General features: G+C 43.8%; 18 protein-coding genes, 7 tRNA genes, 1 rRNA gene and 5 pseudogenes. 18 read left to right on the forward strand and 13 right to left on the reverse strand.

Going from position 1 to position 19,842, the window contains the following annotated elements:
* From DW904_RS17550 to DW904_RS17585, 8 genes are all read left to right on the forward strand, one after another.
* Positions 1 to 158: ribosomal RNA gene (locus tag DW904_RS17550) — 23S ribosomal RNA — on the forward strand; the annotation flags it as partial.
* A 73-nt stretch (positions 159 to 231) separates the two neighbouring features.
* Positions 232 to 305: transfer RNA gene (locus tag DW904_RS17555), tRNA-Asp, on the forward strand.
* 34 nt (positions 306 to 339) lie between these two features.
* Positions 340 to 412: transfer RNA gene (locus tag DW904_RS17560), tRNA-Val, on the forward strand.
* 3 nt (positions 413 to 415) lie between these two features.
* Positions 416 to 497, forward strand: a tRNA-Tyr gene (locus DW904_RS17565).
* A gap of 41 nt (positions 498 to 538) precedes the next feature.
* A tRNA-Thr gene (locus tag DW904_RS17570) sits at positions 539 to 611 on the forward strand.
* Positions 612 to 632: 21 nt separating this feature from the next.
* A tRNA-OTHER gene (locus DW904_RS17575) sits at positions 633 to 705 on the forward strand.
* Positions 706 to 710: 5 nt separating this feature from the next.
* A tRNA-Phe gene (locus DW904_RS17580) sits at positions 711 to 783 on the forward strand.
* 71 nt (positions 784 to 854) lie between these two features.
* Positions 855 to 927 (forward strand) — tRNA-Lys (locus tag DW904_RS17585).
* A 67-nt stretch (positions 928 to 994) separates the two neighbouring features.
* On the opposite strand, the pseudogene DW904_RS25895 reads toward DW904_RS17585, so the two are convergent.
* Positions 995 to 1,099: pseudogene (locus tag DW904_RS25895) on the reverse strand (DUF6783 domain-containing protein); the annotation flags it as partial.
* Between DW904_RS25895 and DW904_RS25900 the strand changes: the two are divergent.
* The gene (locus DW904_RS25900) at positions 1,058 to 1,174 is read left to right on the forward strand and encodes a DUF6783 domain-containing protein (RefSeq protein ID WP_347562197.1); all 117 of its coding nucleotides are present in this window, start codon (positions 1,058 to 1,060) and stop codon (positions 1,172 to 1,174) included. The pseudogene DW904_RS25895 and the gene DW904_RS25900 sit on opposite strands and share 42 nt — an antisense overlap.
* Before the next feature lie 244 nt (positions 1,175 to 1,418).
* Here DW904_RS25900 and yedF read toward each other — a convergent pair whose 3' ends face one another.
* The gene (gene yedF, locus DW904_RS17590) at positions 1,419 to 2,045 is read right to left on the reverse strand and encodes a sulfurtransferase-like selenium metabolism protein YedF (protein WP_118583174.1); all 627 of its coding nucleotides are present in this window, start codon (positions 2,043 to 2,045) and stop codon (positions 1,419 to 1,421) included.
* 126 nt (positions 2,046 to 2,171) lie between these two features.
* Here yedF and DW904_RS25905 point away from each other — a divergent pair.
* Positions 2,172 to 2,360: pseudogene (locus DW904_RS25905) on the forward strand (DUF6783 domain-containing protein); the annotation flags it as partial.
* Between the two features lie 16 nt (positions 2,361 to 2,376).
* On the opposite strand, the gene DW904_RS17595 reads toward DW904_RS25905, so the two are convergent.
* The 3 genes and pseudogenes from DW904_RS17595 to DW904_RS25910 all read right to left on the reverse strand — a co-directional run bounded on the left by DW904_RS17595 (position 2,377) and on the right by DW904_RS25910 (position 4,908).
* Entirely contained in the window at positions 2,377 to 2,613 is a 237-nt protein-coding gene (locus DW904_RS17595; RefSeq protein ID WP_118583176.1) for a DUF3343 domain-containing protein, read from the reverse strand.
* A 73-nt stretch (positions 2,614 to 2,686) separates the two neighbouring features.
* Positions 2,687 to 4,630, reverse strand: coding sequence for a serine hydrolase (locus tag DW904_RS17600; RefSeq protein ID WP_118583178.1), 1,944 nt, complete (start codon positions 4,628 to 4,630; stop codon positions 2,687 to 2,689).
* A 113-nt stretch (positions 4,631 to 4,743) separates the two neighbouring features.
* Positions 4,744 to 4,908, reverse strand: a pseudogene (locus tag DW904_RS25910) (DUF6783 domain-containing protein).
* Between DW904_RS25910 and DW904_RS25915 the strand changes: the two are divergent.
* Positions 4,846 to 5,016: pseudogene (locus DW904_RS25915) on the forward strand (DUF6783 domain-containing protein); the annotation flags it as partial. The pseudogenes DW904_RS25910 and DW904_RS25915 overlap by 63 nt on opposite strands.
* Before the next feature lie 126 nt (positions 5,017 to 5,142).
* Positions 5,143 to 5,568: a hypothetical protein gene (locus tag DW904_RS17610; RefSeq protein ID WP_118583182.1), complete on the forward strand. Its 426-nt coding sequence runs from the start codon at positions 5,143 to 5,145 to the stop codon at positions 5,566 to 5,568.
* A 201-nt stretch (positions 5,569 to 5,769) separates the two neighbouring features.
* Here the strand turns inward: DW904_RS17610 and DW904_RS17615 are convergent, their stop codons facing one another.
* The gene (locus DW904_RS17615) at positions 5,770 to 6,555 is read right to left on the reverse strand and encodes a metallophosphoesterase (RefSeq protein ID WP_330608472.1); all 786 of its coding nucleotides are present in this window, start codon (positions 6,553 to 6,555) and stop codon (positions 5,770 to 5,772) included.
* On the opposite strand from DW904_RS17615, the gene DW904_RS25920 reads away from it, so the two are divergent.
* The 3 genes from DW904_RS25920 to DW904_RS17625 all read left to right on the forward strand — a co-directional run bounded on the left by DW904_RS25920 (position 6,556) and on the right by DW904_RS17625 (position 9,035).
* On the forward strand, positions 6,556 to 6,819 hold the full coding sequence (locus tag DW904_RS25920) for a hypothetical protein (RefSeq protein WP_313720459.1): 264 nt from the start codon (positions 6,556 to 6,558) through the stop codon (positions 6,817 to 6,819).
* Between the two features lie 380 nt (positions 6,820 to 7,199).
* Positions 7,200 to 8,165: a SpoIID/LytB domain-containing protein gene (locus tag DW904_RS17620; protein WP_118583186.1), complete on the forward strand. Its 966-nt coding sequence runs from the start codon at positions 7,200 to 7,202 to the stop codon at positions 8,163 to 8,165.
* 207 nt (positions 8,166 to 8,372) lie between these two features.
* The gene (locus DW904_RS17625) at positions 8,373 to 9,035 is read left to right on the forward strand and encodes a hemolysin III family protein (protein ID WP_118583187.1); all 663 of its coding nucleotides are present in this window, start codon (positions 8,373 to 8,375) and stop codon (positions 9,033 to 9,035) included.
* 85 nt (positions 9,036 to 9,120) lie between these two features.
* Here the strand turns inward: DW904_RS17625 and DW904_RS17630 are convergent, their stop codons facing one another.
* Complete coding sequence (locus tag DW904_RS17630) at positions 9,121 to 9,351, reverse strand: GIY-YIG nuclease family protein (RefSeq protein ID WP_118583189.1); 231 nt, start codon at positions 9,349 to 9,351, stop codon at positions 9,121 to 9,123.
* Between the two features lie 513 nt (positions 9,352 to 9,864).
* The gene (locus tag DW904_RS17635) at positions 9,865 to 10,722 is read right to left on the reverse strand and encodes a M23 family metallopeptidase (protein ID WP_118583191.1); all 858 of its coding nucleotides are present in this window, start codon (positions 10,720 to 10,722) and stop codon (positions 9,865 to 9,867) included.
* A 293-nt stretch (positions 10,723 to 11,015) separates the two neighbouring features.
* Between DW904_RS17635 and DW904_RS17640 the strand changes: the two genes are divergently transcribed.
* Positions 11,016 to 11,423 (forward strand): hypothetical protein, encoded by a 408-nt coding sequence (locus tag DW904_RS17640; RefSeq protein WP_226837975.1) that lies wholly within the window; start codon positions 11,016 to 11,018, stop codon positions 11,421 to 11,423.
* Positions 11,424 to 11,576: 153 nt separating this feature from the next.
* On the opposite strand, the pseudogene spoVT reads toward DW904_RS17640, so the two are convergent.
* Positions 11,577 to 12,124: pseudogene (spoVT, locus tag DW904_RS24640) on the reverse strand (stage V sporulation protein T).
* A 582-nt stretch (positions 12,125 to 12,706) separates the two neighbouring features.
* Here spoVT and DW904_RS17650 point away from each other — a divergent pair.
* Positions 12,707 to 14,131, forward strand: coding sequence for a GGDEF domain-containing protein (locus DW904_RS17650; protein ID WP_118583193.1), 1,425 nt, complete (start codon positions 12,707 to 12,709; stop codon positions 14,129 to 14,131).
* A 125-nt stretch (positions 14,132 to 14,256) separates the two neighbouring features.
* On the opposite strand, the gene DW904_RS17655 is transcribed toward DW904_RS17650, so the two are convergent.
* From DW904_RS17655 to DW904_RS17665, 3 genes are all read right to left on the reverse strand, one after another.
* A complete protein-coding gene (locus tag DW904_RS17655; protein WP_118583195.1) occupies positions 14,257 to 14,805 on the reverse strand; it encodes a transcription repressor NadR in 549 nt (182 codons plus the stop codon).
* A 151-nt stretch (positions 14,806 to 14,956) separates the two neighbouring features.
* Positions 14,957 to 15,814, reverse strand: coding sequence for a carboxylating nicotinate-nucleotide diphosphorylase (nadC, locus tag DW904_RS17660; RefSeq protein WP_118583197.1), 858 nt, complete (start codon positions 15,812 to 15,814; stop codon positions 14,957 to 14,959).
* Entirely contained in the window at positions 15,807 to 17,144 is a 1,338-nt protein-coding gene (locus tag DW904_RS17665) for an L-aspartate oxidase (RefSeq protein ID WP_118583199.1), read from the reverse strand. The genes nadC and DW904_RS17665 overlap by 8 nt, the downstream gene beginning before the upstream one ends.
* A 357-nt stretch (positions 17,145 to 17,501) precedes the next feature.
* Between DW904_RS17665 and nadA the strand changes: the two genes are divergently transcribed.
* The gene (nadA, locus tag DW904_RS17670; protein WP_187565860.1) at positions 17,502 to 18,419 is read left to right on the forward strand and encodes a quinolinate synthase NadA; all 918 of its coding nucleotides are present in this window, start codon (positions 17,502 to 17,504) and stop codon (positions 18,417 to 18,419) included.
* A gap of 116 nt (positions 18,420 to 18,535) precedes the next feature.
* Here nadA and DW904_RS17675 read toward each other — a convergent pair whose 3' ends face one another.
* A complete protein-coding gene (locus tag DW904_RS17675) occupies positions 18,536 to 19,837 on the reverse strand; it encodes a sensor histidine kinase (protein WP_118583203.1) in 1,302 nt (433 codons plus the stop codon).
* Between the last annotated feature and the right edge of the window lie 5 nt (positions 19,838 to 19,842).

Here is a 19,842-nt window from a genome sequence, read left to right on the forward strand (position 1 = left end):
AAACGCTGAAGGCATCTAAGCGTGAAGCCCCCCTCAAGATGAGATGTCCCATTCGAAAGAAGTAAACCCCCTTGAAGACGACGAGGTAGATAGGGCAGGGGTGGAAGTGCAGTAATGCATGAAGCTGACTGTTACTAATAGGGTGAGGGCTTGACCAACAATCGCAAGGTTGTAAAATGATTCCATTAGGATGTAACATGTATGTAGTTTTGAAGGTGCAAACCTTTGTTTGGCCCGGTGGCTCAGTTGGTTGGAGCGCCGCCCTGTCACGGCGGAGGTCGAGAGTTCGAGTCTCTTCCGGGTCGCTGTTGATGAAAATCAACAACAATTAAATATTGTGGGATCTTAGCTCAGCTGGGAGAGCATCTGCCTTACAAGCAGAGGGTCATAGGTTCGAGCCCTATAGGTCCCATATGGATGGATTCCCGAGTGGCCAAAGGGGACAGACTGTAAATCTGCTGGCGATGCCTTCGAAGGTTCGAATCCTTCTCCATCCATTTGATGAATATAATTCATCTGTTGTAGCCAGTGGTTACGTGCCGATGTGGCTCAATTGGCAGAGCAGCTGATTTGTAATCAGCAGGTTATCGGTTCGAGTCCGATCATCGGCTTTTGGTTTTAAAAGAATATATCGCGGGATGGAGCAGTCTGGAAGCTCGTCGGGCTCATAACCGAAGGTCATAGGTTCAAATCCTATTCCCGCTACTTATGCCCAGATAGCTCAGTTGGTAGAGCAGAGGACTGAAAATCCTCGTGTCGCTGGTTCGATTCCGGCTCTGGGCATTTTAAATGCCGAAGGTTGTTTAGAAAAAAACTTGGCGTTTAAGATGTGAAATATATGACAAATTTAATATGGAGCATTAGCTCAGTTGGTAGAGCACTTGACTTTTAATCAAGTTGTCCGGGGTTCGAATCCCCGATGCTTCACTTCAAGAAATGCCGGAAATTCTTTATTTATGAGGGTTTCCGGTCTTTTTATATTTTCTTATAATTCTTAAATAATTCTAGAGCGTGTTTGAAAAAGCATTCCTGCAATCTGCACGCCCCACTTTGCGGTATATTTTGCCCGAATTCGGTTGTCGTAGACCGCTACGACGCCCTCATCCGGACAAAATCTCCCACAAATTGTGACGCACATCTTGCAGAAAGCCTTTTTCAAACACGCTCTAATTAATCCCAAGCATATGTCCCATTTGTATCCCATTGAAAATAAGATGTCTCAGATATGTCTCATATAATAGTAAAAATCCACGCTTTAATTTTGAAATTTTCTTAAGGCCCAAAATTTGATTACTGAGAAAATTAGTGATTTTAAAGCGTGGATTTTCATTATTTAGAAGTTATTTAGAGAATTATAGGTTTATTGTTCACTGGTAATGTTCTGCAAGGTATTTTGTGAACGGAGTAAACAGTAATTATTATGGGCGCACGATAGTTCCTGCGCTTTCCATAATTTCTACAATTTCGTACATATTAGTAACGCCACCAACTGCCAGTTTTTCTTTTAAACCATAGAAATCAAGGCAGGTACCGCAGGTGAGAATCTTTACACCCTCGGCTTCCAAAGATTTCAGATCTTCCAGGGAATCGGAGTCTTCGCAGGTAAGGGATGCTCCAGAGTTGTAGCACAGAATGATCTCTGGGAGCTGATCCTGTTTGGTGAGAGCGAAAATGAAGGATTTCATAAGAATCTTTCCAAGCTGTTCTTCACCATTTCCCATGGTATTGGCGGAAAGGACGGCTACAAGACCATGTTTCTTGGAATCCGGGGTGCAGGCGGGAACGGCAGATTCAGCTGCTGGTGTTGAGGTTGTGCTGTTTTCCGGAATCTGGAAGGTTACGGTGAAATCTTTCTCTGTTTTTTTCTCAGAAGAGACTGTGAAGCCTTTGCTGTTGCCGAATTTGGTAAGGTTCTGGACGGCAATTTCATTGTCAACGAGAATGATAAGGGTGCCGCCATTTGTCATTTCTTCGGATTCTTTCTTTGCGTTTACAACTGGGAGTGGGCAGGCCATTCCTCTTGCATCAAATGTTTTGGTTTCCATGTGTAATTCCTCCTACTATCTATATTGTATTTTTTGAATTGATATTTTTTAACAGACTCTATAATACAGCATATATTAAGTAATGGATACTCTGACACAGTAAATTTTTAATATATTGCGTGAGTAATGCTGAAAATTAATTTGTACTGCATTAGAGCCTGTTTGAAAAATCATTCCCGCAATCTGCACATCCCACTTTGCGGGAGATTTCGCCCGAATTCAGTTGCCGTAGCCCGCTACGGCGCCCTCATCCGGGCGAAATCTCCCACAAAGTGTGACGCACATCTTGCAGAAAGCCTTTTTCAGACACGCTCTAGAGCCTGTTTAATAATTAAATTATACACTCATATATGCCCTCTGGATCCAGGTCTTGCTCCTGAAGTAGTTTCTCAAGGGCAGTGCGGCTTGTGGGGGGCGCACACCAGGAAAGTCCGCAGCTGGCAGAGATACTTCTTGGAACCGGAATCAGTCTTCCTGGAGCACCAGTGGCTTTGCAGGATTTCTCCATGGCGATGGCGTCGGTGGTGCAGCGAAAGGTGATGATTAAGCGTTTTTCCTGGGAAATCATGGGGTACCTCCTGATTGACCGCATATTTGGTCGAAAAAAATTTTATTGCTATTAAAGTGCGATATATGGTGCATTACAAACTTTCTGTAGAATAGGAAGTGGTCGTTATTTCACTGGGTTCTGCTGAAAGTTCTCTGCAATCTGATTCATTTAAGGATGAAACTGATCCCTGTTCCGGAGCCACTTCAGCAGGTGTCACCAGATACCCATGCGAAACCGGTTCAATAGTCTGTTCCATTACCCTGTGAAGGAGCTCCAGGCCGCCTGTTCCCTTGAAGGCTCCATAGAGAAAGTTGTTGGAGATTTCTTCGGTGATGGATTCCAGACCTTCCATGATCATGCCTTTGCCTGGTGTTTCGTACCAGCGGATGAGAATTTCATCTTCAGGCAGGAAGAAAATGTTGATTTTTCTTCGAACACATTCTTCAAGGAAAGTGAAGTCCAGCTTTAGGACGGCGGTTCCGTTTTCATCTGTAGTGAAATCTCCGGAGGCTGCAATCAGATAGCTTTCCTCGTGGAGGGTAAGCCAGGATTCTTTGAATTTTCCAAGTCCGGTCGGGATGCTGTGCCATTCGCCGGATTCCAGAAAGTTTACGGAGAAATTGCCTTTTTCACAGGCGAATGAAATCTTTTGCACACCTTCCGTCATATTATTGTGGAAAATCTGGATAAACAGCGGGAAAAGACCAATGCTCTGTGGAGAAAGTTCAAAAATTTTGCCATCAAGCTGTTGGGTGAACTGGTAAGGATTCGGTTCAGGAAGTCCTTTCACGTAATTCCAGGTATTCGGTCTGGTGTTAGTACTGTGGCGGAGCCTAGATGGATTTTTTTTCCAGCCGCCTTTTCGGAGGGCTGGAAGTGTCTGAGGCGCGTGAGTGCCGTTTTCAAGCTCGGCAGTCAGGCGGTTCAGGAGTGTCTGGGCACATGGGTTTTCAGGCAGAATATCTGCAGGATGAAAGTTGCGCGGAAAATGCTTGCGGATAATGTTCAGCATGACGCAGTTCTGGAAAAGTTCGTTATTTCCGGCGTTTGTGACGACTACCATGTTCATGTCAGGGTAAACGATTACATTCTGACCAAGCATTCCATTGAATTCAAAGCTGCCCGGGCGGGCTTCCATCCACAGCTGGTAGCCATAGCCGAAAGTACCTTCAATGCTTTCCTTATGCTTGGCGGTGGAGACTTCAACCCAGAATTCCGGGATAATCTGTTGACCGTTCCATTTACCTTTTTGTAGATAAAGCTGACCTAATTTTGCCATGTCTTCGGTGCAGAGGAAAAGTCCCCAGCCGCCTTTGGTAATGCCCTTAGGGCAGGTTTCCCAGAAATATCGGGTGATTCCAAGGGGAGCGAAAAGCCGTGGTTCCAGGTATTCGGTAAGTGACTGGCCGGTGCGTTCCGTGACGATGGCGGACAGAACGTAGGTATTCAGGCTGTTGTACTGGAAATTTTCCCCGGGGGTGCCGCTGATGGAAGAATTCAGGTAGCTGGTGAGCCAGTCGTTTCCAGAGACGATCCCGGATTCGTTGAAAGTGACGCCGCTGGTCATTGTGAGAAGATTTTCTACAGTGACTTTAGGGCGGAAAATCTTGTTAAAGGTGTTCAGCTTTTTCTGGAAAATGTCGTAAATGTTCTCGTCCAGAGAAAGCTTGCCTTCCTCAACCAGAAGACCAATTGCCATGCCGGTGATGCTTTTGCACATGGAATGGGTCACGTGCCAGATCCGGCTGCGGTAGGGGGCAAAATTGGCCTCGCAGATGACCTTTCCATTTCGGAGAACCATGAAATGGTGCATGTCTGTATAGTGTGAAGTGTCCAGATCCCGCAGCAGGTCGGCCAGCATGTCAGAGGAAATACCCTGGCTCTCCGGCGTGGCGCGGGGAAATGGCTGCTCGTATGGTTTGTCAAATGGAAATTTAGGCTTTTGCGGGAAGAAATCTACCCGGCTGGCTCCGTCCGTTTTTCCCAGAATAATGTTTGTAATCAGTTCTGCAACTGCAATCTGTTCTTTTGCCATAAGGTGCTCCTTTCTTTGGGAAAGCGGTAAAAGTTGTTGTTAGGGTTATTGTAGCAGTGGGGGACAAGTGTGTCAATAAGGGGTGAAATGGGGAAAATTTATAAAAAATGGTTCTATGGGTTGTATTGGCAGACATAAATATTACTAGAGCCTGTTTGAAAAATCATTCCCGCAATCTGCACGCCCCACTTTGCGGTATATTTTGCCCGAATTCAGTTGCCGTAGCCCGCTACGGCGCCTTCATCCGGACAAAATCTCCCACAAATTGTGACGCACATCTTGCAGAAAGCCTTTTTCAAACACGCTCTAGAACCTGCACAATCACGAAAAGTGCGCAGTTCGCAGAGGAGTTTTTTCAAACATATTCTGGCGGCTGTTTGCTGTGAGCTGTCCGTGCAGTCTGCCGGAGGCAGAAAAAGTGCCCGAAATGGTACAAAGTTAATTGCATTAGGAGACAGCAGCGGTGATAAGCTTTTGGATTTTGGACAGGCATGACAAGAAGGAGGGCCTTTATGAGATTATTGAAAAAATATTTCAACCGGGAAAATAAATTCAGTTTGAAAGAACGTTTCAATATGGTGATGACCGTGGTGACTTGTTTTTTCATGGGAGTGATGAGTGAAAATGGACGGGGTATGCAGGGAATAAAGGGACTGATTGATGGAATCGGCGGACTGGCTGTAAGGATGAATGGATGGCTGAGTGTGGTGACTGGCTGGGAGCTGGGCGCGCATGAAGCTTATGAGATATATGAAAAAGGTATAGTGGGAAGATTTTTCCAGGGAAAGATGCTGGAAGGAATAGATGTGGTGAAGCGTGGACAGGCTTTAGTGGAAAGGGCTGGGCTGCGAGGAAGAAGGGGAAATCGGATACGGGATGTTTCACATGAGAAAGGACTGCCTTGCATGGAACGATGGGGGTGCAGAGGCAGTCCGTAGGGGCATAATCGGTTGATTTAATGTAACTATAAAACCTATATTGTCAGGTGGATATGTGATGGTTGGCTCTGTATATAAATACAGTGAAGCATGGTTGGAATGGCTTAAAATCTGAAACGGCAATATTTGAAAAATTAATTGGTAACTGTGAACTATGTTCACGAAAACATCTCGCGGTATAGTATCTGTGGTATAGTTACATTAATTGTTAAAATGAACTGTAATCGGACAGATTTCGCTGTTGGTGCCGACTCTCATGTTCGGACCCCAGATCCCGGCCCCGGAAGTGACAATGTTGTGCATAGTTCCTTTTCGAAGGTAGCCACAGGAATTTTCCCAGAATAGATGGATAATCAGGTTTCCGGGGAAAATCTGGCCGTCATGGGTGTGACCACAAAGGTCAAGGTCAACACCGGCAGCAGCTGTCTCGTCTAATTCTTTTGGCTGATGGTCAATGAAAATAATTGGTTTTCCCTGGTCCAGCGATTCGGTAAGCTGGGCCGGAGTGGCTCTGGAGCCTTCTACTTTTTCACAGCGGGAGGCATCCCGGCGGCCGACAATATAAAATTTGTTGTCGATCAGAACAGATTCATCGTCTAGCAGGTGAATTCCTGCGTCTGTAAGAAATTCTTCCATTCTGGGATCATTGTAGTTATCTTCTGTTCCGTTGAAGGTGAAACCTGCCAGAATTGGTTCGTTCAGGTCGTGATTGCCCCAGCAGGCATAAACTCCATATTTGGACTTAATTCCTTTTAAAATTTCTTTTAATTTATCTGGTTTGGAAATGGCGTCATATTCATTATCGAAAATATCACCTGCGATACAGACTACATCTGGATTTTCAGTATTGATCTTTTTCACAATTCGTTTTGCCTGGGCGGTTCCCATGCTGTAGCCGAAATGGGTATCAGCGAGAAGGACTATTTTCAGGGAATCCATGCCGTCAACTGTTTTTTCAACGTTTATCTCATAAGGTGTAGTTTTCACATGGGTTACATGAAGGATTCCGTAAACACTGAGGCTGATGATCAGTATGGTGCAGATCAGGCCTGTGATGACGAAAGTGCTGCGGTGCCCGATAAACGGGGCATGGAATATGTATTTCAGTATCAGACGGCCAAAATCAACGACAGCGATTACCAGCAGAATATAGATGAAAGTTCCGAGAAAATAGTTACCTGTATGCTTGAGAATACGGTGCAGGTTGGCCGGCTTTTTGATGAGAAAGCCGGTGAGCAGGGCTGTTGCTAATATTATGTAAACTCCTATAAAGGAAGCGCGAAATGCCATTGTCTGAAAAAGTCTGTGACAGGCGCCCATCCATCGTATCATCCAACGGACAACGTATGCATTGATCAGGATGTATAGGGGTGCGAGAAAGAGTGCGGCCATGAAAAACCTCCGTTATATTTACTTTGAAAATTAGCAGTTACACGCTTTGTTACCGTGTCTGCGCAACAATGGGTACAGTATACTACGGTTAATAAGTTTTTGCAATTGTGCATATAATAAGGAGAAATGAGATAGACAGGAGAGCTGTTGCTTATGCGGGCAAAGCGAGAAAGATTCCTGAAACCTGGAACATCAGGTATGCCAATTATTTTTAAGCAATGGCAAAGGGCAGGAAATATATGAGAAAATGGTTTCGGAGCTTTTATTCTTCAGGGCTGTTTATTCCATTCATTTTATTACTACCGTATATGTGTACAATTGCCTTGAATGGGGCTGATAAAGCACTTTTACTGCATTCTCCGGGGGTGGAGGATATGGTTCCGCTGATGTTGATGGTACAGATGAAAGGGGATTATGCGGAGGAAGCGGTGAAAGCTCAGGCGGTGATTGCAAGGTCGGAGGTGTACAGGCGGCTGGAGGAGGGGGAAAGTGAAGGAGAAATTCTGGATGAAGTAAGTGAAAGTATCGCAGGGAAAAACAGGGAAAGAAGAGTTGAGCAAATGACAGCTGCGACAGAAGATGAAGAGGTGTTATCTTTCCGAATAGCAGAATTAAATAGTGGCAGGAGTTTTGTTGTTGGGTATGGAGGTGTCTGGAAATTACTGAGTGCGGTGGATAAGCTGCAGCAGTATGGAGCAGCGGCAGAGGCAACAGTCGGGCAGGTTCTTACATATAATGGAAAGCTGAAATTAGTTCCCTATCATGAGATCAGCAGCGGTAAAACCAGGGATGGGAAAGAGGTTTTTCACAGTGCAGATTATGGCTATCTGAAATCAGTGGAAAGTAGTCAGGACAGGGAGGCACCAGATTATGTAAACAGTACATATGTGCCTGCCAGTCAGCTTCCTGCGAAGCTGGTGGTCAAAAAGCGAGATAGTGCCGGTTATGTGACTGCGCTGACAGCTGATGGAAACTGGCTTGAGGGTGAGACTTTTCGCCAGGGCATGCATCTGGCTTCCGCAGATTTTTCAGTGCAGAAAGTAGGAAAAATGGTGCGCTTTTTATGCAAAGGAAAAGGACATGGAATTGGATTTTCCCAGTATGGGGGGAATGAGATGGCGAAGAAAGGGAGTGGCTGGGAGGAGATATTGGAGACATATTTTCCGGAGATGGAGGTTGAGACAGTGATGGAGATGGAGAGGTGAAAAATGTTGCTGAAAATCGAAAAATTACTTTTATTATAAAAGTTTTATAAAACCCCTTGAATTTTTCAAAAAAAGTGTTATAGTATAACACATACTTGATGACATAGTAATTAAAACTACATGATAAAGTTTGCAAAAACATTGCAGCTCAGGGATCAAACTGATTGCTTGCAAAGTTGCTTTGGAAAAGTTCTAGGAGGTGCTATCATGAAATTTAAATTAAAAGATCCGGGAAGTGCGATTACACATGGGATTGCTTTTCTTCTGGCAGCAGTGGGAGCAGCGCCTTTATTGATTCGCTCGTCAGAGTGGAGCGATCATATTCATATTGTGGCACTGGGAGTGTTTATTCTTACGATGATGCTGCTTTATGCGGCAAGTACTCTTTATCATTCCGTTGATTCTACGGCGAAGGTGAACCGCAGACTGAAGAAGCTGGATCATATGATGATCTTTGTAATGATCGCTGGAAGCTATACGCCGGTGTGCCTGATTGTTCTTCATAACAAGATTGGATATATACTTTGCGCACTTGTGTGGGCGACAGCAATTCTGGGAATTGTATTTAAGGCATTCTGGGTGACTTGTCCGAAATGGATTTCTTCTGTGCTGTATATTGGAATGGGCTGGTTGTGTGTGCTTGCGTTCATGCCAATTATTCATGCATTGCCTAAGGCTGGATTTGGCTGGCTGCTGGCGGGGGGAATTATTTATACGATTGGCGGTGTGATCTATGCACTGAAGCTTCCCATCTTTAATGCGAAACATAAGAATTTTGGGTCACATGAGATTTTCCACGTATTTATTATGCTGGGAAGCGCGTGTCATTTTATTGTGATGTATTGTTTTGTGGCGAATATGCCGATTTGATGATATGGTAAGGTAAAATATTTTAGACAAGTTTTTTAATAACTTTTAATATTTAGAGGGAACTGTGACCTCCTTTAAAATTCCATCAGGCTAATTTTTTCGCCCGGGTTAATTGTTTGATTGCATATTCCCGGCTCATGGCTTCTTCTTTGGTGGCGTAGCCTTCGTAGTAGACAAGAGTTACCGGACGTTTGGTTTTGGTGTATTTGGCTCCGTTTTTGCCGCTGTTGTGGGCTTTCAGGCGCTTTTCCAGACAGTTTGTCCATCCGGTGTAAAGAGTACCGTCGGCACACTGGACGATGTAGGTGTAATTCATGGGGCTCCTTTTTGGGGTGTAAGGTGAAAGTTCTTAATGTTTTACTATGAAAGTCCCGGACGGCAGCCAAGAATGAGCCATGCTTGCATGAGCGAATTATTGGATATCGGACGGGCTAGAGCGTATGAGTAAGTAGGGTGATAGCCCGGATTACGAATGCGGTCGGCAGCTGTGGGAGCGCTATAGGCGCGGAACAGCTGACTTTCATATATGGTGATGTTGCCAACAGGCGACATGTCCGTTTAGGAATTAAATAAATATTTATGTAAAGGAGTATCGTCATGCTGTTAACTGGCTGACAATGCTCCTTATTTTTATAAAAAGCAATCGGTAAGCTGGTATATTATTTGCAGTCCAAAAGAATGTTAGAGTGGGTCCAGGGCTCTTAGCTGCCTGGAAGGACTGGAAAAAAGCAGGTAGGACATAGGCACCGACTGCGGATTTTCCCACCTGCTTTATTATACGTTGTTTTTTTACTTTTGTGAATGTTGATATTTCATGGACTGAATTTTTTTACGGCAGATACGTGATCGGGTCGATTGGTTCTCCGTCTTTTTTCATGGCGAAGTACAGGTTACTGCCTTCTTCGCTGTAATAAATGGTAGGAGCTGCGACATAGCCTATGATGGAACCTTTGGTGACGGTATCGCCTTCAGCAACGTCCAGATCAGTAAGCTGACCATAGATTGCCTGGTAGCCGTTTCCAAGCTCCATGGTGACGGTAGTGCCAGTTTGGGCATTATTTTCAATCGAATATACGGTTCCGTTTACTGCGGAAACTACAGGGGCACCTTCCACTGCTTGTACGGAAATCGCAGGGCTCAGTTTATACTGATCCAGAGTTGGGAAGTAAACACTCTGATCCATGCTGTAATCAATGAGAACATGTCCGTTTACCGGCCACTCCATTAATGTATCTTCCGAGAAGTTGATTTCCGGTCCTTTGTGCAGGGAGATCTGGGCGTTTACGCTGGTACTTTCTCCAATGTCAGAGGAGCTGGAAATATCAGCGGTATCGTTAATGTCAGCAGAATTGGTTAAGTCCACGGTATTGTCAAGGCTTGCCATGTCTGTTGCGGATGAATTATCTGATTCGTTTATCAAAGACTCACTGTCTAGGATTCCGGTATCGGAAATTCCGTCCAAATCTGCTTCTACCATGTTAGTACCTGCTTCTGCAAGGGACGAATCATCAGTTGAGTTGGCTCCATCTGCTTTGGCAGTGTCATTTTCCTTGGTGCTTTCCAATGGAAGCACTTCCTGAATATGTTCTGGTTTGTTTGCAACCTGGTAAGCGGTCACTCCGAGAACTGCCATAACTGCAAGGAGAGCGCCGTTGAAAATAAATTTTGCTGTTCTGTTTTTCCTCATATTCTTTTCACCTCTACATACATTCTGTTCACAGCTGTTGTACCTGTCTGTATTTATAGGGTGTCCAGAAAATTGGAGGTTATTCATTAATTCATGAAAATGAGAAAATTTAAATTGGTGGCACTTATATAAGCGGCATGGTATAATAGGGGAAAACATGTGCGGTGCTGTGAAAAATAAATGATGTCGGCAGCTGTGGGAGCGCCATAGGCGCGGAACAGCTGACTTTCATATATGGTGATGTCGCCGACAGGCGACATGTCCGTTAAAAAATAATTTACAGGGGGTAACTTGTGGTGAAGATTACAGAGGAGCTTTTGCAGAAAGCTGATCAGATTCCGAATTTCTCAGATGGAGTCATTATGCCGGATGGGGATTACAGATTGATTGAGGAGAAGGGCCATCTTCAGACCATGATGGCGCTTTTGCCATATCCGGAGAAGGAGATTTGGAAGATGATCCCGGAGAATGATTCGGCACTGTTCTGGATGATCGAGAAGACAGGATGTGTGCTTACAGATTATAATTCAACTGTGGGTATGGTGATGACGCGGTCGCAGAAGGAGGTTTTTGATGCACTGGTTGCCCGTGGGATTATTTCGCCGGAGTATTTTGATATTACCAGGCAGAGGCAGAAGATGCGGGATCAGGGCAAGCAGGGTAGCACTGTATCTGAAGAGAAAACAGAACAGGATTGTTGAGGTATATAAATTCGAAAACTGCTGTACCATTTAATGGACTTTGAAGAGGGGCTAAATGGATACAGCAGTTTTTTAGTTTCTGTTCACTGGCAGATTGCGGGAATGATTTTTCAAACAGGCTCTATCGAGACGTTGACTGCAGCGATAACAAAATTATTGTTCCATCTGCCGTCCAAGAAACCCGGCAGCAGTCTGCGCCAGAAGCTTTTCGCTGGCACCGGGAATGTCTTTGTCGGTTTTTCCCATGAGGATGACACTGCCAATAGCATCTCCGGCGGCTATGATGGGCTGGATGACCTGGGATGTGGATGGAGCTGGCTGTTCATCCACCACAGGGACTTTGCCACGGTCTTTGGCACTAAGACATTTGGCTTCTCTGTCATTGATAACAGCTTCCAGCTGGCTGCTGATCAATTTTCCAATGAATTCCTTACTTCCCGGACCGGCAGCAGCTACTACCTGGTCGTGTCGGTGATGCAGGAAAGCATGCCGGTGGAATGGGAGAGGGACTCGGCGTATTCTTTTGCAAAAAGGCTAAGCTCTCCGATTGGGGAGTATTTTTTCAGAATGATTTCACCTTCACGGTCGGTGAAAATTTCAAGTGGGGTACCTTCTTTGATTCGCAGGGTCCGACGGATTTCTTTTGGGATGACCACCCGGCCCAGATCATCTATTCTTCTTACGATTCCTGTGGCTTTCATTTATCTGTTCCTCCTGTACTTTATGATGCAATTGTGGGAAACAATTGACTTTTTTAAACACACTATAGAGCTTGTTTGTTTTGTGGGTTTCCATATTTTGTAGTGTATGGATAGTATGTGAAAATATGGGGGAATTATGCGCACGAGATGAGGTAATTTTTTTGCTCGTGACAATAAGAAGGTATCATATTCAACAGTTTTTGAAAGGCAATTAGGCGAGTATGATTGGTTTACATAACAAAAAAATCTTATGAGTTGCCGGCCAGGTTGTGAACGCTACTTCTTGTGCTTGTCACAAGAAGGTTCGTCTTTTTGTGCATCGCAAAGCGCATTACTGTGAATGGAGTGAGCAGTAACGAACGGTGTTACTGTTCACTGGTAGCATTCCGCGAGGCGTTTTTTGTGAACAAAGTTCACAGAAAACCCGAGAATTGCGGCGCGAAATCATGCGAATGCATGATTTCTGTGCATCGCGAAGCGCGTTACTGTGAACGGAGTGAACAGTAACCGAACGGTAATTTCGGAGAAAATTCATGCAAATTATGTATGGTTTACATATGGAAATTATGATAAAATATATTTATGAAGAAAAAAAAGCTTGTTTTTTTAGCGTTTGCAACCATTGCGATTGCATTATTGCTTGAAGCCGGAATTTTAAAGTATGTCAATGACAGTAATACATACAGGATGTCAAAAGTACTGCTGGATCGTGTTATCACCGTGCTCAATAAAAATGATGATAGTGAAAATGGACTCATCGAATCGCTAAAGGACGATTATATAGTAAGAGCAAAGGCTGTATCCTATATTATAGATGCAAAACCACAGGTGGAATATGATGTAGAAGAATTGCAGAAAATAGCAGATTTGATATTAGTAGACGAAATTCATCTGTTTGATAAAAACGGATATATCTACAGTGGTACTTTGCCTAAATACTATGGCTTCAGTTTTGACTCCGGAGAGCAGATGGAATATTTTAAGCCTATGCTTACAGATAAAAAGCTTACCATGTGTCAGGATGTTACTCCGAATACCGCTGAAGGAAAGGAACTGATGTATGCCATTACATGGAACGAAGCCGGTACCAGAATGATCCAGATCGGCATCGAACCAAAGCGTCTGCTTAAAGAACTAAAGCAAAACGAAATCTCCGCTGTAGTAAGTGATATGCCTGTTTATAAGGGAATCGAAATTTTCGTGGCAGACTCTGAGACCAAAATTGTAAAAGGTGCTACGGATTCCAGACAGATAGGTGTGAAACTGGAAGGGCTTGTTGTATCATCTGATAAAAAAAGCGGCGAGACAGATGTCCGACTCATAAGGATAGGTGGAAAAAGCTGCAAATGTTTACTCAGTCAGTATGATAACTATATTGTTGCTGTAACTATAGACAGTTCCTTTTATCGGCAAGGGAATATTTTAGCGGTTCTCATAGTTGGCGTGTATCTTGTATTGGCTTCCTGCTGTATGTTCTACATGCTTTCAAGAGTTATGAAAGAAAAATATGAAAAAGAAAAACTGCTGTACATATCAAACACAGATGAACTAACAAGATGCTTTAACCGACATGCATACGAAGAAGGGATAAACAAGCTTGATCTCCGTGAAGAATGGATATATATTTCCATGGATCTTAATAACCTGAAACACACAAATGATTCTCTTGGACATGCTGCAGGCGATGAACTTATATGTGCAGCGGCCGATTGTATGAGGGAAAGTTTTGGAAAGTATGGAAATGTCTACAGAATCGGAGGAGATGAGTTTGTTGTGATCATCACCGGAAATACAAAGGAATTTCAAAGCATAATAGAAAGCTTTGACCGGCGTGTTGCACAATGGCATGGGAAACTGGTGGATTCTATGACAATCTCATGGGGATATGTTTTCAGTTCTGAGAAAGAATGGGATAACATCTATGACATTGCCAAAGAAGCAGATGAAAGAATGTATAAGAACAAGGAACGCTATTACCAGGAAAGCAAAATAGTCAGACGAAGGTAACAGATTGCGTTTTCCTTATATTTTCAAATATTCTAAATACAACAGAGTTGATTGAAATTCTTTTGGAATAACAAGAACCAGGATGAGACTTGTGCTCAGCCTGGTTCTTAGATTTTTTTCGCTTTTTATTCCTGACCGCCCCAGAAATCTACGGGCTCGTAGTCCTGTAATTTCGCAAGGAACCCCTTCTGCTGAAGTTCTTCCTGAATGGCATCCAGAATTTCTTCGCTTTCGGCGTAGATGGTGTGATAGTGGTAGCCGGAGGTTACATTTTTCAGAAGGCTGGATTTGCCAGTGCTGATTTCCTCCATGTAGGCGCGGATGTCGCGGCGGGATTTGATTCCCATGTCAGCTTTCAGCACGCCGTAGACCTTGTGGTAGACGAATACGTTGCGAATCTGGCCGCCGGCGTCTACGATGGTGCCTAATTCCTCTTCAACCTGATCATCTGTGTGATAAACCTTAAAAACTCTGGAATATTTCCTGTCCTCCTGGAGCAGATAGCCTTTGTTGGTGGAAAAAATGGTAGCTCCGTTGGCACGCAGGAGAGAAATATCCTGGACAATAATCTGGCGGCTTACATTTAATTCCTTAGCTAAGGTACCGCCGGAAACGGGATTATTGCTGGAAGATAGGATATTCAGAAGTTGTTTTCGTCTTTCTTCACCTTTCATTTTTTATCTCCTGTCTGCTGGTTTGTGATGAAAGTTACCTGTTACCGTGTAGAGCCTTTGTCAAACATGTTTTGGGACGTGTTGATGGCGGGAAACAGGTGACTTCCATTCTGATAATTACTGTCGGTGGGGGAGTTCAGCCGAATAGGGCTTACTCCACCGGATGAAGATTCTTCATAGATAAATCCATAATAGGAGCAGAATGTGTAAGTGCTCCGCTTGATACATAATTTACACCCAAACCAGTGAGTCTGGCAATATTTTCTTTTGTTACATTTCCGGAAACTTCAATTTCGGCACGTCCGGCAATGTAGTCGATGGATTCTTTCAGCTGTTCAGTGGTCATATTATCCAGCATGATAATGTCCGCACCAGCTTCTACTGCTTCTTTTACCATATCCAGGTTTTCTACCTCTATTTCAATTTTGCGGACAAAAGGAGCGTAGGCTTTTGCCATGGAGATGGCCTGTTTTACGCCTCCTGCGGCACCGATGTGATTGTCCTTGAGAAGAACGCCGTCGGAAAGATTATAGCGGTGGTTATTGCCGCCGCCTACACGAACGGAATATTTCTCGAAAATACGGTTGTTCGGGGTGGTTTTTCTGGTGTCCAGAAGCTTGATCCCGGTTCCCTCAAGAAGAGCTGCAACCTGGCTGGTGTAGGTGGCGATTCCGCTCATTCTCTGGAGATAGTTGAGGGCGGTTCTTTCTCCGCAAAGGAGCACACGGATATCTCCGTAAATTTTTCCCACAAACTGTTTATTTTCTACGTGGTCTCCGTCTTTTACATAGAATTCAGCTCTGGTGGATGGATCCAGAAGTGTGAAAACACGCTCAAAAACCTGGAGTCCGCAGATGATTCCATCTTCTTTGCAGATAAGATCTACAACGCCTGGAGTGGAATCTGGCATTACGCTGTTGGTGGATACGTCTTCGCTTGTGATATCTTCTTTTAATGCGCTTAAAATGAATGGATCAACATTTAATCCGAGAGTTACCTGATCATACATATAAAAATTCCTTTCTGCCTTCTGGATTTTGACCAAGGGTGATGGCCTGTGTGGCAAGATGGTGATAAGTTTCGGCCAGGGTCTGGATGTCCTGGTATGGGGTGAAGTCTACGTGGGAAGCAAGGTAATCAGCAACTTCGATGGCATTCTGGGGTGAAGCATTCTTAAGATCGTGCTCTGCCATATCCTGCGCTGCCCGTCTTGCGAAAACAAGGCTTTCCAGCAGGGAGTTGCTTGCCAGGCGGTTTTTGCCATGGACACCGTTGCAGGCAGCTTCTCCTACTACATAGAGATTTTCCATGGAAGAACGGCTCTGATAATCCACTTTTACGCCGCCCATGAAATAATGCTGTGCCGGAACAACCGGGATACATTCCTTGAAAACATCATAGCCCATTTCCCTGCAGTGTTCAACAATGTTTGGAAAATGGTGGCGAAGAGTTTCTGCCGGGATGGTGCGCAGGTCTTCCCAGACAAAGTCGGTGCCGTCTTTTGCCATCTGTTCGTGAATTTTCTGGGAAAGAAGATCACGGGGCAGCAGCTCGTTTACGAAACGGTTCATGTTTTTGTCGTAAAGTCTGGCACCTTCGCCACGGACAGATTCGGAAATCAGAAAGCTGCGGTCTTCCGGATGTCTGGTGTAGAAGGTGGTAGGGTGGATCTGCACGTAATCCGGGTTCTGCAGTTCAATATTATGCTTACCTGCAATAGCAAGTGCGTCGCCGGTAAGGTGGCGGAAGTTGGTGGAATGTCTGTAAAGTCCACCTACCCCTCCGCTGGCCAGAACGGTATAGGTTGCAGTAACGGTGTCAAGGGAACCATCTGGACGGCGGATCACAGCGCCGTAGCAGTGGTTGTTTTTTTCCAGAATATCAACCAGGGTGGTGTATTCCAGAAGTTCTACATTGGAAAGCTTCTGGACTTCGCGGAGCAGGGTGCTGGTGATCTCTTTTCCGGTTACATCCTCGTGGAAAATAATACGGTTGGTGGAATGGGCGCCTTCTTTGGTGTAGGCAAGACTGCCGTCTTCATTTCGCTCGAACTGGGCACCGTAAGAAACAAGATCCCTGACAACCTCCGGGGAGGTTTTAATCATGATCTCTACGGATTTTTTGTCATTTTCGTAGTGTCCGGCTTTCATGGTGTCTTCAAAAAAGCTGTCATAGTCGGACTGTTCTTTCAGCATGCACATGCCGCCCTGGGCGAGAAAGGAATCGTTACTGGTAAGGTCGGACTTGGTGATGACGGTGATTTTTTTGTCGCGGGGAAGCTGGAGGGCACAGTAAAGACCGGAGCAGCCGCTTCCTGCGATGAGGATATCTGTTTTCATAATTGATGGTCCTTTTTTCGTGGATAAATTTAGTGTACAGAGAAATTTTGCAAAAGTAATCTGAAGCGCAGGCTTATGAAATTTCTCTGTGAATGATTACAATGGTGCGTGCGGATTCAAATTTTCCGAACGACATGCCCTGTAGTATATCACTAAACTTTACAATTGACAAGATAGCTGTAAACTTTTTTGTTGACAGTGAGGACGGCAGGTAATATAATCCTAAGAAAATGTCCGAAAAGAGTGGAGCTATTAGCAGCCAATGAGGGTAAGAAGATATTTAAGAACACATTCGGGCATACATGGAAAATTAAAGTTCCGGAATAAATGAAAACACAGGAGTGAAAAACGATTATGATGACAACAAGACAGCTGCAGGATGAAATTCTGCGTTTAAAGAAGGAAAAAGATATCTGCATTCTGGCGCATGCATACCAGAGCCATGAGATTCTGGAGGTAGCAGATTACACAGGTGATTCTTATGGACTGAGCCAGCAGGCGGCTAAGGCTCCGCAGAAGAACGTGCTGATGTGTGGTGTAAGATTTATGGCAGAAACAGTAAAAATTCTTTCTCCGGAGAAAAAGGTTTACCTTTCCAATAGCGGCGCAGGATGTCCAATGGCAGAGCAGCTGGATGTGGAGATGCTTTCCGCACTGAAAGAGTCCAATCCGGACTATACAGTTGTAGCTTATATTAATACCACTTCCGAACTGAAAACGATTTGTGATGTGTGTGTAACTTCTTCTTCTGCGTTGAAGATTGTGAACAATATCGACAATGACAAGATCCTGTTTATCCCGGACTGCAACCTTGGCGCATGGGTGGAAAAGCAGGTTCCAGAGAAGACATTTAAGTTTGTTCATGGTGGATGCCCTACTCATCTTAGAATGTCCGTGAGAGATGTGAAAAAAGCAAGAGATGCCCATCCGGAAGCGAAGTTACTGGTTCATCCGGAGTGTCTGCCAGAGGTTTCTGCAATGGCTGATTATATTGGAAGTACTACCGGAATTATGAAATATGCCAAAGAAAGCGATGCCAAAGAATTTATTATCGGTACGGAGAACAGCATTGTTCAGCATCTCCAGTACGAGTGCCCGGACAAGAAATTTTATCCGCTGTCAAAGGACTGTGTATGTCACAATATGAAACTGACAACCTTGATGGATGTCTATAATTGCGTCTGCGGTCAGGGCGGAGAAGAGATCAAGCTGGATGAGAATGTGAGAGTGAAGGCGAAGGCTTGTATTGATACTATGTTGACGCTGGGGGAATAAAGATATTGACATACAGTAGAAGAGATTTTGGTACGAATATCCCAAAATCTCTTCTATAATGTTATGAATTTCTTAATTACTATTCTTTTTTGGTAAAAATAAGTCTGAAAACGTATCTATAATGTCAGCATAATATCTACGACATACAGCCCATTTTCCCAGTGGTTTTGAAAGTAGCCCTGATATTTAGTGACAATGGAGCGGATTACACGCATTCCAATGCCGTGGTTGCCGGAATCTTTTTTTGATGTGATTAGAAGTGGATTGCTTTTTAATACGTCAACTGAGGAACAGTTTTTTATGGAAATATAGAGATACTGGGAATCAGTGTGGATTTGCAGCTGAATGTCGCCATTTTTTTCCTTGCGGCAGGCATCGATGGCATTATCCATAAGATTCATGAGAAGACTGCACAGGTCATTTTCTTCGATGGAAATTTCAGGTGGAAGCTGAACATCTGCCATAAATTTAATATTGGAATCCTTTGCCTCATTTGCTTTTTGAGTCAAAAGATAGTCTACAAATTTGTTCCCGGTATTAAATTCTTCCAGGCGATCATAACGCTGTGAAAGGTTATGCTCTACAAATGTTTCCAGGTCATCATATTTTTTTAGTTGAAGTTCTGCCTGCAAATAAAAAAACAGGTTTTTCATCTCATGCTTATCGCGGCGCAGTTGTTCTACAAGCGCGGCAGAGCGTTCCAGATGTTCCAGTTGAAGTGCCTGTCTTTGATTGAGCATGGAAACCTCCATGAAGTGATCAAAGTTTCGGATCATCAGATAGGAAAGATAATATACAAGTACGATTAAAAAGCACAGCACAAATTCCTGTAAAAGTCCATAAAACGACTGAACCCGGTAACTTCCCCAAATAGAGAAATAAGATAATATCTGAAGTCTGTCTGCTGTATAGATAAGAACTGGTGCGAGAAACATGAAAAACCAGTAGGAATAAGGCTGTACAGATGTACTTTTTAAGGCATGGCGCTTATAGAAAGCAGATACTGCAATGATTGCCAGATAGTATAATAATGCGGAGAAAAAATTAAAACTATATTGGCTTACATAGCTGGAAAGCGTCAGTGAAAAAAGAATACCAATGCAGCCCTTTATGCTGACGAAAGTAAAAAGGCAGGAAACAAAAGTTGTCATAACATTTTTCAAATCGTAGTTCACAAAAAGCAAGGCATATAGCAGGCTACATCCGATTAACATAATGAGATAGAGATTAAATTCATCATAAAACACGTCAAACACATTAAATGGAATGGCAAAAATAATAGTAAACAGAATAATAGAAGCCCATTTGTTTATGTATTTATTTTCTTTAAAACTATAAGCGGAAACTAATGTAACCAGAAGGACGAAAAAAGTGATAACATCTTCCGGCCAGCTGACGATAATGCTTAATATTTCCATAAATA

Source organism: Ruminococcus sp. AM42-11 (assembly GCF_003480145.1).
In the GTDB taxonomy this organism is placed as follows: Bacteria; Bacillota; Clostridia; order Lachnospirales; family Lachnospiraceae; genus Blautia_A; species Blautia_A faecis.